Genomic DNA, 18,553 nt, shown 5'->3' on the forward strand with positions numbered 1-18,553 from the left:
TTGTAGTTGTTTGTTACCAATCTGTGCCAAATGCGCAGCAATTTCAACAGCGCAAACCGTGACCGGTCAGTTCTCGTCAGCGTAGCCGGATTTATTCTCGTCGGGCGGTTCCCGGATTCGCGACGGATGTGTTTAGAATGGCCCTCGTCGCCATCTCCCCGGATTCGCCGGGGATGTTGCGCAACAGGGTGAAACCAGCCACTAAAACAAGAACGAAGACGAGCTCCATGACGAAGGACGAGCAGCGGTGATCCCGACTCGATTCAGCGCTTGGCCGTCATAGCGTGAAACTGCCGGGATGGTGGTTTCACCGTGGGATGCCATGAATTTCATTCTTTACTCGGACGTCAATGACCGCTCCATCAGCCAGAGTCTGGGGCGTCCGGAATACAGCTATTACTTCGTGCTCAAGGCCTACCGTCCTGTGCTGGAAAGCCTTGGACAGGTGCACGTGGTGTCGTCGGCGGCTGAAGTCGACCCGTTGTATCGGCAGTTGCAACTGGCCGGTCAGGATTGTCTCTTCCTTTCGTTCGCTCCGCCGCATAAAACCCCGACCGACCTGCAATGCCCCGTGGTTTGCGTGATCGCGTGGGAGTACGACTCGATCCCGGATGACCCTCGCGATGACGATACGCGGCACGACTGGAGCCGGCTGCTGGCCAGCCATGGTCGGGCGATCACGTTGTCCAGTCACACCGCACAAGCCATTCGCCGGACCATGGGCGAAGATTTCCCGGTTCTGGTATTGCCGACACCACTGTGGGAAGGCTTTGCCGGGGTGCGCCAGCGGTACCCTGCTGCGCCGGTCAACCCAGGCACGGTGTTGCAGATCAAGGGCTGCATTATCGATAGCCGCACGCTCGGGTTGTCCGCCGATGGGCTGATCGCACCCGCCGTCGATGTGCAGGAGCCGCAGCCCGACGCGGTGGTTACGCCCGAAGCTGCGCCATTACCGCCACTGACCTTGCGCCGACGTGCGTTCATCACCAAACACTACCTGCGCGAAAGTTATCGCGCCGCCGCGACCCCGACGGACCACGGGCCGCTGTTTTTGCTCAAACACAATCTGTTGCTGTGGTATCGCGAAGCCGTTCGCGACTTGCTGCCGCTCGCCCTGCGCCGCCAGCTCTTCCGGTTGCGTAGCCCGGCCCCCGAGCCGTTGCTGCCGGCCGTCATCGTCGAAACACCGCCGGTGGTCGAGCATCCGCAGGCCAGCCTGCCGGACACCAGTGCCACGGTACAGACCGAGGTCAGCGGTGTGGTCTATGTGAGCGTGTTCAACCCTGAAGATGGACGCAAGAACTGGCATCACCTGATCACGGCGTTCTGCTGGGCCATGCGCGATATCGAAGATGCCACGCTGGTGTTGAAGATGACGCAGAACGATCTGGCGACTTACTACGTGCACCTGATCACCTTGTTGTCGCAGCTGTCGCCCTTCGCCTGCCGGGTGGTGGTGATGCACGGCTATCTGGAGGACGAAGAGTTCGCCAGGCTGTACGGTGCTGCCAGTTTTTACGTCAACGCGTCCCGCTGCGAAGGGTTGTGCCTGCCGCTGATGGAATTCATGGCCTGCGCTCGTCCGGTGATCGCGCCGGATCACACGGCAATGCACGACTACATCGACGAGCGCGTCGGCTTCATCGTCAAGTCCAGCCGTGAGCCTACGATCTGGCCGGATGACGTGCGGATCCTCTACCGCACACTGCGCCATCGTCCGGATTGGGGCTCGTTGAAAACCGCCTACGAAAACAGTTACGCCATGGCCAAAAACGATCCGGTGGTTTATCAGGCCATGGCCCTGGCGGCGAATGAGCGCATGCGCGAGTACTGCAGTTTTGCTCCGGTGCAGCAGCGTCTGGCGCAGTTTTTTCAACTGACGCCGAGTGCAGGCCCACAGTTGATCGCCGAGGCGGGGACTGCATCATGCTGATCATCATTCATTCGGAAACCAACAAGAGCAACATCCAGCAGAACCTCGGCCGGCCCGAGTACAGCTATTACTTCGTGCTCAAGGAATTCCGCCCGGTGCTGGAGCGCCTCGGGCAAGTCATTGAAGTGAGCAACCCGGACGAACTGGTTGATCGCCTGTACTTCGATTGTCTGAGCCGTGGCGAAGCGTGCGTGTTCCTGTCGTTCTCGCCGCCGCATCGCACGCCGATTCATTACGCCTGCCCGACCGTCCCGGTATTTGCCTGGGAATTCAGCACTATCCCTACCGAGAGCTGGCACGGCGAGCCACGTCACGACTGGCGCGTGGTGTTGAACGCCTGCGGCATGGCGATTACCCATTCGAGTTTCACGGTGAACGCAGTCTGCGACGTGATGGGCGCGGACTATCCGATCTGCGCGATACCCGCGCCAGTCTGGGACCGTTTTGCCGCACGCGGTGCGCAGTTGCGCAAGCAGCCTGTGGTCGAAGCGGTGCAGTTGAAGTTGCGTGGTCTGTTGCTCGACAGCCGCACGGTGGATCTGCGCGCGTACGGTCCGCCGGGGTTGTGCGAAGGCACGCCAATGTCGTTTGCCGGGCCACCGCAGGACTGCCAGTTGCAACTGGACGGCGTGGTCTACACCTCGGTGTTCAACCCGTACGACGGGCGCAAGAACTGGCAGGACATGATCAGTGCCTTCTGCACCACGTTCCGTGACGTCGCCGATGCCACCCTGGTGCTGAAGCTCACGCACCATGACATCGCCAATGCCCTGAATGACATGCTGCATCACCTGTACAAGAACCAGTCCTGCCAGTGCCGGATCGTGCTGATCCACGGTTATCTGGCGGACGCCGATTACGAAGCGCTGGTGCAGGCCACCAGCTATGTGGTCAACAGCTCCTATGGCGAAGGGCAGTGCCTGCCGCTGATGGAGTTCATGTCCTGCGGCAAACCGGCGATTGCGCCGCTGAACACGGCGATGGCCGATTACGTCGACAGCGACAACGCGTTCATCGTTGATTCCACCGACGAGCTTACGGCGTGGCCCCACGACCCCCGTGCGGCTTACCGTACCTTGCGCTACATGACCGATTGGGACTCGCTGTGCGCTGCGTACCGCGACAGTTATGAGGTGGCGAAAAACGACGTTGAACGCTATGCGCGAATGTCCGGGCATGCCGTTCACAACCTGCAGAAGTTCTGCAGTCAGGCGAGTGCAGAAGAACGCCTGCGGAGGTTTTTTACGCAGCGCGCGCAGGCCCTCAAGCCGTTGTCCGTGGAAGCCTCGGGCGCATGATCCGGCGTCTGCTCGCACGCTTGCTCCCGGCTCCGTCGCCTGCTGCACCTGCACCTGAGCCAAGCGCGCAGGTCTCGCCACGGGATGTGGGGTTGCATGACGCGATTCTCGACGGCTGGTTTTTGCCGGGCAGCGGCGAGTTGCTCAAGGGCTTCGCGATCACGGCTGACGACACCTTGCTCGACGTCGGTTGCGGCGAGGGCGTGGCGACGCTGTTCGCTGTGCGGCAGGGCGCCTCGGTAATCTTCACCGACAGCGAACATGACAAGGTCCGCGATCTGGCCCGGCAGGTCGAGGCGCAGAGCACCAAACCGAATCTGGGGCTGGTCAGCAACAGCCTGCCATTGCCGCTGGCCGCCGGTTGCGCGAGCAAAGTGGTGTGCATGGAAGTGCTGGAGCATATCGATCAGCCGGAACCGTTCATGGCCGAACTGGTGCGCATGGGCCGCCCCGGTGCGCAGTATCTGCTGAGCGTGCCGGCGCCGGTGGGCGAGCACCTGCAACAAGGCATCGCCCCGGCCAGTTATTACCAGACGCCCAACCATGTGCAGATTTTCACCGAGCAGCGCTTTGCCGAACTGGTGGAGAACGCCGGGCTGGTGATCGAGCATCGGCAGGCCAGCGGCTTCTTCTGGGTGATGGGCATGATCTTCTTCTGGGCCAGCGAACGCGCTGCCGGCCGGGACCTCGGTGGCGCGGTACGCGACCGGATTCAGGCGCCGTATCCGCCGCTGATGGAAAGCTGGGCACGGACCTGGCAAGACCTGCTGGCGCAGCCCGACGGTTTGGCGATCAAGCAGATGCTCGACCGCTTCATGCCCAAGAGCCAGGTGATCATTGCCCGCAAACCGCTGGCTGGCGAAACCTGCACCGAGGGCCAGCCATGAGCGCCAGGCGGATCATGGACATCGAGGTGCTGCGCGCCATCGCCGTGCTCGGCGTGCTGTTTCATCACTTGCAGGGCAGCCTGTTCACCGACACCGTGCCGCTGCTGGAAAACATCCACGCCTGGGCGCAACCGTGGTGGGGCGTTGATCTGTTTTTTGCGATCTCCGGCTTCGTCATCGCGCGCAGCCTGATCCCCGCGCTGCAAGGCTGCACGACGCGTCAGGAGTGCTGGCAGCAGACGCGCAATTTCTGGCTGCGCCGGGTGTTTCGCCTGTTGCCGTCGGCCTGGGTGTGGCTGGCGCTGATCCTGCTGGCGTGCGTGTTTCTCAACCGCTCCGGGGCCTTTGGCAGCTTGCACGCCAACGTACAGGCGACGCTGGCGGGGGTGTTGCAGTACGCCAATTTCCGATTTGCCGACAGCTTTTTTCATTACGAATACGGCAGCAGTTTTGTCTACTGGAGCCTGGCGCTGGAGGAGCAGTTTTACCTGCTGTTCCCGCTGCTGATTGTGCTGTGCCGCAAGCATTTGGTCTGGGCCTTGCTGGCGCTGGTCGCGGTGCAACTGTTCACCCTGCGCACGCCGTTGCTGATGGTGGTGCGCACTGATGCCCTGGCGCTCGGCGTGCTGCTGGCGCTGTGGAGCGCGCAACCTTCCTGGCAGCGCTGGCAGCCGTCGTTTCTGCGGCGGCCGTGGGCCGGGGTATCAGTGCTGATCGGCGTGGCACTGCTGATGAGTTTCATGGCCACCGACCGTTTCACCTTCGCGCCTTACCGCATCGGCTCGATTGCCGTGCTCGGTGCGCTGCTGGTGTGGATTGCTTCTTACAACCGCGATTACCTGCTGCCGGCGGGCCATTTGCAGCGGCTGATGGCGTGGATCGGCAGTCGTTCCTACGGCATTTACCTGATTCATATCCCGGCCTATCTGCTGGTGCGGGAGCTGATTTTCCGGCTGCAGGCTGCCGGTTTGCCGAGTCCGGCCGGGCACCCGATTCTCACCTTGCTGATCGCCTTCGGCCTGATCGTGCTGCTCAGCGAGCTGAACTACCGCTTCATCGAAATGCCGATGCGCAATCGCGGTGCCGCCCTGGTGCGGCGCCTCGACACGTCCCGAACTGCCGTTTCAACCCCCGGAGCCACCTCATGCTGAGCCTATTGAAAAAACTCACGGCGGCGACGCCTGCACCGGCCCCCGCGCAACCCGTCGCCCCGGTGGCGGACAAGGTCGATCCGTACATGCTCGGCCTCTACGATGCCAAGCTCAGCGGCTGGTTCAACCAGGAGACCGGCGAGTTGTTCAAGGGCTTCCCGGTGACCGCCGATGACACCTTGCTCGATGTCGGCTGTGGTGACGGCGGCAACGTGCATTTTTGTGGCATGCGCGGGGCGAAGATCATCATCGCCGACATCGACGGCGCCAAGGTCGAGGCCACCCGCCAACGCCTGAGCGATACCCCGGCGCGCAGCGTCGAGTGCCACGTCACCGACTGCAATCCGTTGCCGATCGCCGACGGCACCGCTACCCGTGTGGTCTCCACCGAAGTCATCGAGCACGTCGACGACCCGGCGCAGTTTCTCGCCGAGCTGGTGCGGGTCGGCCAGTCCGGTGCGCTGTACCTGCTGAGCGTGCCGCACCCAAGCTCGGAAGATTTGCAGAAGGATATTGCGGCGCCGGAGTATTTCCAGAAGCCCAACCACATTCGCATTATCAGTGAAGATCAGTTCAAGACGCTGGTCAGCGACGCCGGGCTGGAGATCATCAGCCACAGCCAGTACGGTTTTTACTGGTCGATGTGGATGCTGTTGTTCTGGGAAGCCAAGGTCGATTTCAGCAACCCGGATCACCCGTTGCTCGAGCATTGGGCCAACACCTGGCAAGCGGTGCTCGATTCGCCCCGTGGTGCGCAGATCAAGCAGGCGCTGGACGCGGTCGTGGCGAAGAGTCAGGTGATCATTGCCCGCAAGCCTTGAGTCGTTCCTCCAGGGATTTGTGTACCCTGCATTTTTGTATCGGCAGGGAATAAGCATTTCATGCGGTTCGGCTTTTCGATTTTGATCGCGGCAACGCTGCTGCTCGCGGCTTGCGAGCGGCAGGAGGCCCCCGCCCTCGATCAACAACTTTATATCTGGCAACGTCAATGGACGCCGGCCCATGACGCCGCCCTGCGCGAAAGCCGCGAGAGTTTCTCGACACTGCGCGTGCTGGCCTTGCAGGCATTCCCCAATGACGGCTGGCATCGGGCGCAAATCGATGCGCCGTTGCTCAAGCGCGATGGCCGACCGCTGATTGCGGTGGTTCGTCTCGACGGTCAGCTCAAGGCGCTCGATCAGCAACAGGTGAGCGCACAGATCCTTCAGATGCTGGCTGACTGGCAAGCGCAGGGCCTGACGGTGAGCGGGGTCGAGATCGATCACGACGCCGGTAATGCGCGTCTGCCGGCGTATAGCGAATTTCTCGTGCGTCTGCGTGGCGCATTGCCGGCCAACTTGCCGCTGAGCATCACTGCGTTGCCGGCGTGGCTCGACAGTTCACAACTGCCGGCACTGCTGGCCAGCGTCGACAGCAGTGTGCTGCAGGTGCACGCGGTCAGCGATCCGCGTCGTGGTCTGTTCGACCCCGAGCAGGCGCGGCGCTGGGCCAAGGCCTGGGGGCGGGTGAGCGACAAACCGTTTTATCTGGCGCTGCCGGCCTACGGCGTGGCGCTGTTGCCGGATGCCGATGGCGTTCCGGTGGTGGAAAGTGAAGTGCCACTCGAGCGCGGCGGCCAGCGGCGCGAATTGCTCGCCGATCCGCAACAATTGAGCCGACTGGCCACTGACATGCGCGAGGATCGCCCGGAACATCTGGCCGGGTTGATCTGGTTTCGTCTGCCGCTGGCCAATGATCGCCGCGCCTGGAGCCTCAGCACGCTGCGCGCTGTAGCCCGTGGCGATACGTTGAGCAGCCGGCTCGGTCTGACGTTCAGCGACCACGATGGCCTGCAGGACATCGCCCTGCGCAATGTCGGTAACCTCGACAGCGCCTGGCCCGCGCGCATCACCGTCAAGGCCAGCGCTTGCGAGGGCGCCGATGCGCTCGCCGGTTACGCGTTGCAACAAAGCGCGGATCTGCTTACCTTCACCCGCCTGCGCGACGGTCGTCTGCCGGCGGGCGGACAACGCGCTATCGGTTGGGCGCGCTGTGCATTTATTGATCAAGGAGGTTCGCATGTTGACCCGTAACTGGCCCCGCCATCTGCTCTGCCTGAGCCTCAGCCTGCCGCTGGGTTCGGCGCTGGCCTGCGGCCCGGACTTTCCGATGCGCCTGCTCGACAATCGTGGGCAAAGCCTGGCCGAGCTGCCGGAGGGCAACTTCAACTTCGAGATCAGCCGCCTCGGCAAAACCATTGCCGGGCTGAAAAACGTTACCGCCGCGACGCACAATCCCGACGACATGTACGGCGACGAGAACGAGCCTGCGGCGCTTCGCGAAAAAGCCGAACAGGTGGGTCTGAGCGCCGAGCAACAAGCACTCGTCAAGCAACTGCGCGGCCTGACCGATGCGCGTCAGGTCGAGGCGCAGGGCGCCAGTCTGCCGGCGGAAATCCGCTTGTACGTGGCCGGCGCGGTGGCGTTTGCCACTGGCGATCATCCGCTGGCGATCGAATACTTCAACAAAGTGCTGGCGCTGCCGACCGATCAGCGTCCGCTGCGCAGCACTTGGGCGGCGTATTCCCTGGGCCGCGCCTGGTTTGCCATGAGTGCCGAGGCGGGCGATGTCATCGAAGTGCTGGAGGACGCACGCGCAGCCTTCCGTCAGGCCCGACAATTGAGCATCGATGGCTTCAGCGATCCGCTGGAGCTCGGTGTCGCCAGTCTCGGTGAGGAGGCGCGAGTGCTGCGCAACGCCGGTGACTGGAACGGCGCCATCGAACTGTACGAAGCGCAGAACCTGCACGGCTCGGCCGTGGGTTATACCTCGCTGAAACAACTGATGAATGAGCTGGCCGAACTGCCCGAGCCGCAACTGGCCAAGTTGCTGGAGCGCAAGGCTGTGCAGCAATTGGTTACCGCCTCGTTGATCAGCCGGATGGGCTGGTCGTTCGACGAACAACCGCCGAACGAGAAGAAGCTGATCAAGCTGCTGCAGGACAGTACCCGTGGCAGCCTGGAAAACGCCGATCGACTGGCGGCCATGAACTATCAACAAGGTGATTACGCCAGCGCCAAAGCCTTCCTTGAGAATGCCGGTGACGGCGGACTGGCGTGGTGGCTGCGAGCCAAACTGGCGGTGCGTGACGGTGATAAAAACGCCGCAGCTGCCGCCTATGCCAAAGCTGCGCAGGCTTTCCCGCAGAGCGAGGATTGGGGCTACCGGCGCACCCCGGACTGGGACTTCGAAACCGTCCAGCCGAAATGCCGGGTCGAAGGCGAGAGCGCGATTCTCGCGCTGCAACGTGGCGAATACCTGCAAGCGTTCGTGCAGTTGTATCGCAGCAACAGCATCTACTGGTTCGACGCGGCGACGGTGGCCGAGCGCGTGCTGACGGTCGATGAGCTCAAGCGCTATGTCGATGACAACGTCCCGGCGCCGCCGGCGCTGACCCAGCAGCAGCGCGACAACTATGTGCCGCTGCCGGTCGCCGCCAGCCTGCGCAATCTGCTGGGCCGGCGCTTGCTGCGTGAAGGGCATTACGAAGAAGCGGTCGGCTATTTCGACAATCCCGACCTGCAGCACAAGGCCCGGCTCTACGGCGAACAACGAATGAAGGCCGACGCTGCGTGGTGGCCGACCAAACGCGCCAGCGCCTTGTACAACGCGGCGTGGACCGCACGTGAATGGGGCATGGACATTCTCGGTTACGAGATGGCCCCGGATTACGCCACGTTTGGCGGCAATTACAGTCTGGAAAACACCGAGCTGAAAGTCGGGCCGCTGGTGGCCGAGGCTGAAGTCCAGCGCCAGAAGGCCAGCCAGGCGCAACCGGACGAGCGTTATCACTACCGTTTTGTCGCCACCGCGCTGGCCAGCCGGGCCGCCGACCATTTGCCGCACACCAGTCAGGCGTTTGCTGCGGTGTTGTGCAATGCCGCCGGTTTCAACAGCAGCCTTGAAGAACAGAGCGCGTTGTATCGACGCTACGTCAACGAAGGCCCATACGTGCCTTGGGCGGTGGACTTCGGCAATCAGTGCCCGTACCCGGATTTCGAAAACGCCGACAAGCGTTACGTCACCCAGGTTACCGATGCCGTACGCAATACGTTGCGCCCGTATAAATGGCCGGTGGTCGGTGTCCTGGTGCTGTTCAGTGCGGGCGCCTTGGTGTTGCTCAGTCGTCGGCGCAAGGCACGCAAGCCCTAAGCCTGCTGGATAAACGTCAGGCGCACGGCAAAGCCGATCAACAGGCTGCCGAACAGCCATTGCTGAACGCGTTGGGCGGTTGGACTGTGTTGCAGCCAACGACCCAGCGCCGCGCCGGTCAGGGCATAGGCGCTGTCGAACAGCAGCCCGACGCCCACCAGCAACACGCCGAGGGTGGCAAATTGGGTCAGTACCGCTGCGCCGTCATTGACGATGAATTGCGGCAACAGCACCGAGCAGAACAGCAACGCCTTGGGGTTGAGCAGATTGGTCAGCAGGCCACGGCGAATCGCCTCGCGCCATTGTCCTTGGGTATGTGTCACGGCAGCCGTATTCAGGTTCGGCAGCAAGCTGCTGCGCAAGCATTGAATGCCGATCCACAGCAGGTACGCCGCCCCGGCCAGGCGCACCAGATCAAACGTCCACGGCGCCGCCTTGAACAGCGCCGCCAGACCCAATGCCGCCAATGCCACGTGACAGCCTCGGGCGATCGCCAAGCCAACGGCGGTTGCCAGCGCCGCACCGCGACCCTGGCGGGCACCGGTTTGCAGCAACAGGATCATGTCCGGCCCCGGCAACAGGAAGACCACCGCCAATGCCAGAAAAAACAGCCAGATACTTGTCATGTCGCAGCCCTTTCGTTGTCGATTCGGTGAGCAAAGTTTATGGCGCAAGGGCGGGGCAGGTGCTTGCGAAGTCAGCTTCAAAAAGCCACAGGATTGGCATAACCTGCTTTCTTTTTACCCTTTGACCAGCAGGATCTGCCAACCATGAAACTCGACGCTTTTGATCGCAAGATTCTCGCGGCGCTGCAGCGCAACGGCCGGCTGAGCAACGTCGAACTGGCGGATGAGATCGGCCTGTCGGCGTCACCGTGCCTGCGTCGGGTGCGGATGCTCGAGGAGGCGGGGGTGATTCGTGGCTATCAGGCCAACCTCGATCGCGATGAGGTGGGGTTGGGGCTGACGGTGTTTGTCGGGGTCAAGGTCGAGCGCCACAACGATGAGCAGGCCGAAGCCTTTTACGCGGCGGTCACGGCACTGCCGGAGGTGATTTCAGCGTTTCTGGTGTCCGGGGAATCGGACTTTCTGTTGCAAGTGGTGGTGCCGGACCTGCGCGCGTATGACCGCTTTCTCAGCGGCTGCCTGCTGAAGCTGCCGGGGGTGAGTGACATTCGCAGCAACTTTGCAATTCACACGGTGAAGACGCCGGGGGCGTTGCCGTTGGGGCATCTTCCGCTGTAGAGCGGGTTGCTCCTTTCGCGAGCAGGCTCGCTCCCACATTGGAATGTGATCGAATGTGGGAGCGAGCCTGCTCGCGAAGAGGTTGGCGGTCGACGGTTACATCTGCGTCGCCATCCCCTCGACATTCATCGCCGCCTGACGCAGCGCCTCGGAGCGGGTCGGGTGCGGATGGCAAGTCAGCGCGATATCTTCGGCAGACGCACTGAACTCCATGGCCACGCAGTATTCACCGATCATTTCACTGACGCTCGGGCCGACCAGGTGCACACCGAGGATTTCGTCCGTGCGTTCGTCGGCGAGGACTTTGGCAAAGCCTTCCGTCTCATGGTTGATCTTCGCCCGGCTGTTGGCGGTGAACGGAAATTTGCCGACTTTGTAGGCACGTCCTTCGGCCTTCAGTTGCTCTTCGGTCTTGCCGACGCTGGCCAGTTCCGGCCGGGTGTAGATGACGTTGGGAATCAAGTCGTAATTGACCTCGCCGGCCTTGCCGACGATCTGTTCCACACAGGCCATCGCTTCGTCTTCAGCCTTGTGCGCGAGCATCGGCCCGGACGTTACGTCGCCGATTACCCAGACGCCATTGGCTTCGGTGCGGTGCTGGCGATTGGCGAGCATGCCGCGCTTGTCGGTGCTCAGGCCGACGTTCTCCAGGCCCAGGCCTTTGGTGTACGGGCGCCGGCCGATCGCGACCAGTACGTAGTCGGCTTCCAGTAACTCGGCGCTGCCGCCCGCTGCAGGTTCGACGCTGAGCTGCACACCGTTGGCCGAGGTCGTGGCGCTGGTGACTTTCGAGCTCAATTTGAAGCTGATGCCTTGCTTGCTCAGCGAACGCTGCAGGGTTTTGCCGGCCTCGGCATCGACGCCCGGACAGATGCGGTCGAGGTATTCGACCACGGTCACCTGGGCGCCGAGACGCCGCCAGACCGAGCCCAGCTCCAGGCCGATTACCCCGGCACCGATGACCACCAGATGCTTCGGTACTTCACTCAGCGACAGCGCGCCGGTGGAGTCGAGGATGCGCTGATTGTCGATCTCGACGCCGGGCAGGGGGGTGGGTTCGGAGCCGGTGGCAATGATGATGTCCTTGGCGCTCAGCTCGGTCGTGTTGCCCTGATCGTCGGTCACCGTGACTTTGCCCGGACCCTCGATGTGGCCCCAGCCTTTGATCCAGTCGACCTTGTTCTTGCGAAACAGAAACTCGATGCCTTTGGTCAGGCCGCTCACGCTGTCGTCTTTCTGTTTCATCATTTGCGCGAGGTTGAGCGTGGGTTTGACCTCGATGCCGAGGTTGGCGAACTCCGCACCCATGGCCGCGTCGTACAGCTCCGAAGCATGCAGCAAGGCCTTGGACGGCATGCAACCGACGTTCAGGCACGTGCCGCCGAGGGTGGCGCGGCCTTCCACACACGCGGCTTTCAGGCCCAACTGGCCGGCGCGGATCGCCGCGTTATAACCACCGGGGCCGCCGCCCAGAATGACCACGTCGTAGTGACTCATGCTCTTGCTCCTCGTTGGGGATGCGGATCGCTAAAAGTAGTAGGCGATTAAAATTACGAACGTAATATGTGCGTTTCCGGACATTTCGGTCAAGGCTTCAGGCAAGCGACAGGTTGCGCATCTTTAGATAAGCGAATTTGTGTACGAATATTTCACGCTTTTCGTTATATCGTAACGATTGGACCGGTGAATCAATGGCTTTGGGGTGATATGCAAGTCGATCTGGATGTCGATGGCACGCAAGTGACCGGGTTGCCGCGCTTTCAACAAGCGGCTGCGCAGGGGCGACGATTGCGCCGCCTGGCCTTCGGCCTCGGCGGATTGGCCGGGGCAGGGTGGGTGCTGGCGTTATTTGTCGAGCTGTTTGCCGCGCAATCGATCTGGCCGGCCTTGCTGGTGAATCTGGGCGCGGCGTTGCTGGTGCTGGTCGCCGGACTGCAGTCGGCGTGGTGGATGACGCAATGGCGCGCACGGGTCATGCACCCCGTGGCGCAGCAACCGCTGAACGAGGTCGAGCAAACCGCTCCTGACGGCTGGTACGAACGGGTGCTGGAGCGATTGAGTCAGCGCGGTCTGCACCTGCTCGGTCAGATTGGCGCGGCCACGTTGTGGCTGGGCGGCTGGTCAGTGCTGATTGTGCTGGCCATCGGGCAGGTGTGGAATCTGACGTTGCCTGCCGCTGCAGTCGGGTTATCGGCCACGGTGGGCGCCGCGCTGATGTTGCTGTTGGGTTTCGGCTTGCTGGTGCTGGAGCGGCAACTGGCTCAGGAAAACCCGGCGCAATGGCCGGAAGCCGGGTCCCTCGCGCAACTTGCACGGGTGGCGATCATCAGTCTGGTACTGGGGGCGTTGTGCCTGCTGTTCGCCAGCGAGGCTTCGGTGTGGCCCGTGCGCCTTGCGGTATTGATCGGGATCTTGCCGGGATTGATCGCGATCGAGTTGCTATTGCGCGCAGTTCTGTCGGTATTCAGTCCTCGACGCGAGCAGCTGGAACCGACCCTGCTGGCGCGCAGTTTTGTTGCCGATATGCTGCGTTGGCCACCACAGCCGTTACTCGCTTTGCAGCACGAATTGCACAACCGTTTCGGCATCGATTTGCGTCAGATCTGGGCGTTCAGCTACATGCGCCGCGCTTTTCTGCCGGTGCTGGCGCTGGTCGCCGCCGTCGGTTGGCTGCTGACTGGGATCCACGAAATCCCGCTGCAAGGGCGCGGTATCTACGAGCGCTTCGGCAAACCGGCACAAGTCTTTGGCCCTGGCTTGCACGCCGGTTTGCCGTGGCCACTGGGCCGTGTATTGAGCGTCGAGAACGGCGTGGTGCACGAATTGGCAACCAGCGTCGGCGATGCTCCGGCGCCAACCCAGGCCGAGCCTGCCGAAGGCCCGGCGCCGATGACCGCCAACCGCTTGTGGGATGCCAGCCACGTCAACGACAAATCCCAGGTGATCGCCAGCAGTCGTGGCACTCAGCAGAGCTTCCAGATCGTCAACATGGACGTGCGCTTCGTTTATCGCATTGGTCTGCGTGATCAGGATGCCTTGGCCGCGACTTACAACAATGCCGATGTGCCGACGCTGATTCGCAGCACCGCGAGCCGGATTCTGGTGCACGATTTTGCCTCGCGTACCCTCGACGGTCTGCTCGGTGCTGACCGGGTAGGGCTGGGCGAAGAAATCGGTCGCGCGGTGCAAGGCGATCTGCAGAAGCTCAACAGCGGCGTGGAAATTCTCGCCACCGTGGTCGAAGCGATTCACCCGCCAGCCGGCGCCGCCAACGCTTATCACGGTGTGCAAGCGGCACAGATCGGCGCGCAGGCGTTGATCTCCCGTGAGCGCGGCGCTGCAGCTGAAGCCAGTAACCAGGCGTTGTTGCAGGCCAGCCTTGCCCGTGATCAGGCCAGTGCCAGCGCTCGCGAAATCAATGCGACGGCGCAGGCCGCAGACCTTAAGTTCAGCGCTGAACAGAAAGCTTATGCCAGCGCTGGTCAGGCATTCGTGCTGGAGCAATACCTCAGCCAACTTAGCCACGGTCTGAGCAAAGCCAAACTGTTGGTACTCGACCACCGATTAGGCGGCAGCAGCAATGCGCCGACCATCGACCTGCGTACGTTCACGCTGCCGGCTGATCCGACGCCCGCGCGCACCACCGCTCAACCAGGAGTTGCCCCTTGAGCCAGTCGCACACTCACGATTCCCATGATCACAGCGGCCACGATCACGGCCACGCTGGGCATCACCATCATCATGGGCATCATCACCATCACCACGGGGCGCCGGAAGACGCGGGACCGTTCCCTTGGCGGCGGATGGGCTGGGCGCTGTTGCTGGTGGGGTTTGCCATCGCGGCGGCGAGCCTGGTGCAAGTGCGCTCGGGTGAAGCCACGGTCATCACCCGTTTCGGCAATCCTTCACGGGTGCTGCTTGAACCCGGTTTGAGCTGGCGCTGGCCGGCGCCGTTCGAAGCGGCGATCCCGGTGGATCTGCGCCTGCGCACCACCTCCAGCGGTTTGCAGGATGTCGGCACTCGCGACGGTTTGCGCATCATCGTTCAGGCCTACGTGGCGTGGCAGGTGCAGGGCGATCCGGACAACGTGCAGCGTTTCATGCGCGCGGTGCAGAACCAGCCGGACGAAGCGGCGCGGCAGATTCGCACCTTTGTCGGCTCGGCGCTGGAAACCACCGCCAGCAGTTTCGACCTGGCGGACCTGGTGAATACTGATGCCGGCAAAGTGCGTATTGCCGATTTCGAAGCGCAACTGCGTCAGCAGATCGACCAGCAGTTGCTGGCCACTTACGGTGTGCGCGTGGTGCAGGTGGGCATCGAACGCCTGACCTTGCCTTCGGTCACGCTCACCGCCACAGTCGATCGGATGCGCGCTGAGCGTGAAACAATTGCCACCGAACGCACCGCCATCGGCAAGCGGGAAGCGGCGCAGATTCGTTCTGCCGCCGAGCGCGATGCGCGAATTGTCCAGGCCGATGCCACGGTGAAAGCGGCAGAAATCGAAGCACAGTCGCGGGTCGAAGCTGCTCAGATTTATGGTCGCGCCTACGCCGGTTCGCCGCAGCTGTATAACCTGCTGCGCTCGCTCGATACCTTGAGCACCGTCGTGACGCCGGACACCAAGTTGATCCTGCGTACCGATGCCGCGCCATTCCGCGTGCTGGTGGACGGCCCGCCGAATGTCGAAAACAAATCCGGATCGCAGCCATGAGTGATGAAGTTCCACGTGGAACACATTCGCTGAGCAGTCCGTGGATTCAGGCCGGACGCCTGGCGTTTTTTGCCTTGTACGCGGTCACGGTGTTGGCCGCGTTGGCGTGGGCGTTTTCCAATGTGCGGCAGATCGATCCGCAAAACCGCGCCGTGGTTCTGCACTTTGGCGCACTGGAACGCATCCAGAATGCCGGGCTATTACTGGCTTGGCCACAGCCGTTCGAGCAGGTGGTTTTACTACCGGCAGCGGATCGGGTGATTGAGCGTCGAGTGGAAAACCTGCTGCGCAGCAGTGAAGCGATCAGGGCTGATCGTGTAGCGACTTTCGCTACACCGCTGAGCGATGCACTGGCCGGTTCCGGTTACTTGCTGACGGGGGACGCCGGCGTGGTGCAACTGGATGTGCGGGTGTTTTACAAAGTGACCGACCCTTACGACTTCGTCCTGCAGGGTGATCATGTGCTGCCAGCGCTGGATCGGCTGGTCACCCGCAGCGCTGTGGCTTTGACCGCTGCCCGGGATCTGGACACGATTCTCGTCGCCCGTCCGGAGTTGATCGGTGCTGATAACCAGGCCGCCGAAAGACGTGAGCGTCTGCGCGGTGATCTGGCGCAAGGCATCAACAAGCGCTTGGCTGAGTTGAAGGCGAGCGGGCAGGGCATCGGCATTGAAGTGGCGCGGGTAGACGTGCAGTCGAGTCTGCCGGACCCTGCGGTCAGCGCTTTCAATGCGGTTCTGACCGCCAGCCAGCAAGCCGACAAAGCCGTTGCCAATGCACGCACCGAAGCAGAAAAACTCACCCAGACCGCCAACGAACAAGCTGACCGCACCCTGCAAGTGGCCCACGCGCAGGCCGGCGAACGGTTGGCAAAAGCCGCTGCCGACACCGCCACGGTGCTGAGCCTGGCCAAGGCGCAACAACAGGGCACCGACCCGCAGATGCTCCTGCGGCTGTACCGTGAACGCGTGCCGAAGATTCTCGGCCAGGCCGGTTCCGTGACCACGGTCGATCCGAAAGACGATTCCCGCCTGATCATTCAGGGAGCCAGCAAATGACTGCGACCACTGCCGCACCGAGCCTGTTGTCCTCGGCCGAACAGCGCCGCGCCGCACGGCAATTGACCCTGGCGATGCTCGCCCTTGGTTTGCTCGGCCTCGGTCTGCTCTGGCGCTGGCTGTTACCGGAGCAAACCGGTGTCAGTCAGTTGCTGCTGGGTTTCGCTTCTTTATTGGTGGCGGTGCCGGTGATGCGCTCGGCGTGGTACAGCCTGCGCTATCCAAGCCTGCACGGCATCACCGATCAACTGATTGCTTTGGCGATGCTCGGTGCGTGGGCGACTGGCGATCTGCTGACCGCCGCGTTGCTGCCGATCATCATGATCTTCGGCCACGTGCTGGAAGAGCGCAGCGTGATCGGTTCGCAGGAAGCGATCCACGCCCTCGGCCAATTGACCCGCAGCCACGCCCGCAAGATTCAAGCGGACGGCTTGATCATTGAAGTCGACAACGGCACCCTCCAACCCGGTGACACGGTCGAGGTGCGCGCCGGGGATCGTGTGCCCGCGGATGGTCGGGTGTTGTTCGGCCAAGCCAGTCTCGACACGGCGTCGATTACCGGCGAGTCGGTGCCAGTGGAAACGGCAGTGGGCATGACGGTGTTTGGCGGGGCGATCAACCTAGATGGCTTGCTGCGCATTGAGGTGACCCGCACCGGCGATCAATCGACGCTGGGCAAAGTCATCGCGCTGATGCAGAACGCCGAACGCTCGAAACCGCCGATCACCCGTCTGCTTGAACGTTATGCCGGCAGCTACATGGTGCTGGTGTTGCTGTTGGCGGCGGTGACCTGGTTTGTCACCCATGACGCGCAAGCGATGCTCGCGGTGCTGGTAGCCGCATGTCCCTGCGCTTTGGTGCTGTCGGCACCGGCCACGGCGATTGCCGGCGTGGCGGTGGCGGCGCGCCACGGCATTCTGATTCGCAGTTCGGCGTTCCTTGAGGAGTTGGCAGATCTCACTTCACTGGTGGTCGACAAAACCGGCACGCTGACTTACGGCACCTTGCGTTTGCAATCGATCAGCAGCCCACGACTGGATCAGGCCTCGGTAATGGCACTGGCCGCCAGCCTCGGGGCGGCCAGCAGCCACCCGGTCAGCCGCGCGTTGGCTGGGCTGGTCAGTCAGGAACAGAGCCTGCCGCTGACTGATATTCATGAGCGTCAGGGGCTCGGTGTAGTCGCCACGACTGCCCAAGGCGAGGCGGCGTTGGGCCGGCCCGAGTTGTTCGCGCAACTGGGTATCGTCACCACCACCGTTCCCGAGCACGACGGGCCGATTGCCGGATTGGCACTGAACGGCGAATTTGTCGCCTGGCTGTTGCTGGCCGACAGCGTCAAACCGGAAGCCCGCTTTGCCCTCAGCGAATTGCGCGAGCTCGGTCTGGGTCGCCAGTTGCTGCTGACCGGCGACCGCCAAAGTGTTGCTCAGACGCTGGCCCGCGAGGTCGGCCTGCAAGAGCTGGAAGCGCAGGCGCTGCCCGAGGACAAACTCAACCGCGTACTGAAGGAAATCGACAACGGATTTCGGCCGATGGTGGTGGGCGACGGCATCAATGATTCGCTGGCGCTGAAGGCTGGTGTGGTCGGTGTCGCAATGGGCGCGGGCGGCGCTGACATCGCGCTGGCCTCGGCGGATATCGTCTTGATCGGCAGTGATCTGCGCCGCCTCGGTACCTGTGTACGGCTCAGCCGCCAATGCCGACGAGCCTTGCAGGTTAACGTGATCATCGGTCTGGGCTGGACCCTGGCAATCGTGGTGTTTGCTGCATTTGGCTGGCTCGGCGCGGCCGGGGCGATGATCGCTGCGCTGCTGCACAACCTCAGCACGTTGCTGGTGTTGGGCAATGCCGGACGGCTGCTGCGGTTTCAGGAGCCATTGCTCAAGCTCAAGGATGATCACTGAAGTGAGTTTCAGCGAACTGTGCGCCGAATAGGCAGTCATCTATGAAGAGGGCGCACACTTCACGCCGTTACCTGGGCTAAAGCAGTCGTGGGTGCATGACGGCATGTAGGAGCGTCTGAAACGATAGTCTCGGCTAATTAAATCGATAGCCTGCTATTTTTCAAGGATGGTCTAC

At 62.4% G+C, this 18,553-nt stretch carries 14 protein-coding genes; 12 read left to right on the forward strand and 2 right to left on the reverse strand.

Features of this window, described 5'->3' with window-relative positions:
* Positions 1–322: 322 nt before the first annotated feature.
* The 7 genes from ACM6HV_RS07685 to ACM6HV_RS07715 are packed head-to-tail and all read left to right on the forward strand — an operon-like array spanning position 323 to position 9,460.
* Positions 323–1,933 carry a glycosyltransferase gene (locus tag ACM6HV_RS07685; protein WP_414903887.1) on the forward strand — a complete coding sequence of 537 codons (1,611 nt, stop codon included), beginning with the start codon at positions 323–325 and terminating at the stop codon, positions 1,931–1,933.
* Entirely contained in the window at positions 1,927–3,231 is a 1,305-nt protein-coding gene (locus ACM6HV_RS07690; RefSeq protein ID WP_414903888.1) for a glycosyltransferase, read from the forward strand. Before ACM6HV_RS07685 ends, ACM6HV_RS07690 begins: the two co-directional genes overlap by 7 nt.
* The gene (locus ACM6HV_RS07695) at positions 3,228–4,118 is read left to right on the forward strand and encodes a class I SAM-dependent methyltransferase (RefSeq protein ID WP_414903889.1); all 891 of its coding nucleotides are present in this window, start codon (positions 3,228–3,230) and stop codon (positions 4,116–4,118) included. Before ACM6HV_RS07690 ends, ACM6HV_RS07695 begins: the two co-directional genes overlap by 4 nt.
* Entirely contained in the window at positions 4,115–5,269 is a 1,155-nt protein-coding gene (locus ACM6HV_RS07700; protein ID WP_414903890.1) for an acyltransferase family protein, read from the forward strand. Before ACM6HV_RS07695 ends, ACM6HV_RS07700 begins: the two co-directional genes overlap by 4 nt.
* A complete protein-coding gene (locus ACM6HV_RS07705) occupies positions 5,263–6,090 on the forward strand; it encodes a class I SAM-dependent methyltransferase (protein WP_047297362.1) in 828 nt (275 codons plus the stop codon). The genes ACM6HV_RS07700 and ACM6HV_RS07705 overlap by 7 nt, the downstream gene beginning before the upstream one ends.
* A 60-nt stretch (positions 6,091–6,150) precedes the next feature.
* A complete protein-coding gene (locus ACM6HV_RS07710; RefSeq protein WP_414903891.1) occupies positions 6,151–7,341 on the forward strand; it encodes a DUF3142 domain-containing protein in 1,191 nt (396 codons plus the stop codon).
* Positions 7,328–9,460 (forward strand): hypothetical protein, encoded by a 2,133-nt coding sequence (locus ACM6HV_RS07715; RefSeq protein ID WP_414903892.1) that lies wholly within the window; start codon positions 7,328–7,330, stop codon positions 9,458–9,460. The genes ACM6HV_RS07710 and ACM6HV_RS07715 overlap by 14 nt, the downstream gene beginning before the upstream one ends.
* Here the strand turns inward: ACM6HV_RS07715 and ACM6HV_RS07720 are convergent.
* Positions 9,457–10,086 (reverse strand): LysE family translocator, encoded by a 630-nt coding sequence (locus ACM6HV_RS07720; RefSeq protein WP_145593811.1) that lies wholly within the window; start codon positions 10,084–10,086, stop codon positions 9,457–9,459. The two genes, ACM6HV_RS07715 and ACM6HV_RS07720, sit on opposite strands and share 4 nt — an antisense overlap.
* Before the next feature lie 144 nt (positions 10,087–10,230).
* Between ACM6HV_RS07720 and ACM6HV_RS07725 the strand changes: the two genes are divergently transcribed.
* Positions 10,231–10,704: an Lrp/AsnC family transcriptional regulator gene (locus tag ACM6HV_RS07725; protein ID WP_007960832.1), complete on the forward strand. Its 474-nt coding sequence runs from the start codon at positions 10,231–10,233 to the stop codon at positions 10,702–10,704.
* A gap of 96 nt (positions 10,705–10,800) precedes the next feature.
* Here ACM6HV_RS07725 and lpdA read toward each other — a convergent pair whose 3' ends face one another.
* The gene (gene lpdA / locus ACM6HV_RS07730; protein WP_041073819.1) at positions 10,801–12,201 is read right to left on the reverse strand and encodes a dihydrolipoyl dehydrogenase; all 1,401 of its coding nucleotides are present in this window, start codon (positions 12,199–12,201) and stop codon (positions 10,801–10,803) included.
* 210 nt (positions 12,202–12,411) lie between these two features.
* Between lpdA and hflK (ACM6HV_RS07735) the strand changes: the two genes are divergently transcribed.
* Genes hflK (ACM6HV_RS07735) through ACM6HV_RS07750 form a run of 4 tightly spaced genes read left to right on the forward strand, consistent with a single transcriptional unit; the run spans position 12,412 to position 18,378 of the window.
* A complete protein-coding gene (gene hflK, locus ACM6HV_RS07735) occupies positions 12,412–14,373 on the forward strand; it encodes a protease modulator HflK (RefSeq protein ID WP_414904150.1) in 1,962 nt (653 codons plus the stop codon).
* Positions 14,370–15,416, forward strand: coding sequence for a protease modulator HflC (gene hflC, locus ACM6HV_RS07740; RefSeq protein WP_414903893.1), 1,047 nt, complete (start codon positions 14,370–14,372; stop codon positions 15,414–15,416). Before hflK (ACM6HV_RS07735) ends, hflC begins: the two co-directional genes overlap by 4 nt.
* Positions 15,413–16,474 (forward strand): protease modulator HflK, encoded by a 1,062-nt coding sequence (gene hflK, locus ACM6HV_RS07745; RefSeq protein WP_414903894.1) that lies wholly within the window; start codon positions 15,413–15,415, stop codon positions 16,472–16,474. The genes hflC and hflK (ACM6HV_RS07745) overlap by 4 nt, the downstream gene beginning before the upstream one ends.
* The gene (locus ACM6HV_RS07750) at positions 16,471–18,378 is read left to right on the forward strand and encodes a heavy metal translocating P-type ATPase (protein ID WP_414903895.1); all 1,908 of its coding nucleotides are present in this window, start codon (positions 16,471–16,473) and stop codon (positions 18,376–18,378) included. The genes hflK (ACM6HV_RS07745) and ACM6HV_RS07750 overlap by 4 nt, the downstream gene beginning before the upstream one ends.
* The last annotated feature ends 175 nt before the right edge of the window (positions 18,379–18,553 follow it).

Origin of the sequence: Pseudomonas sp. IT-P260, assembly GCF_949768395.1 — a bacterium.
GTDB lineage: Bacteria > Pseudomonadota > Gammaproteobacteria > Pseudomonadales > Pseudomonadaceae > Aquipseudomonas > Aquipseudomonas parakoreensis.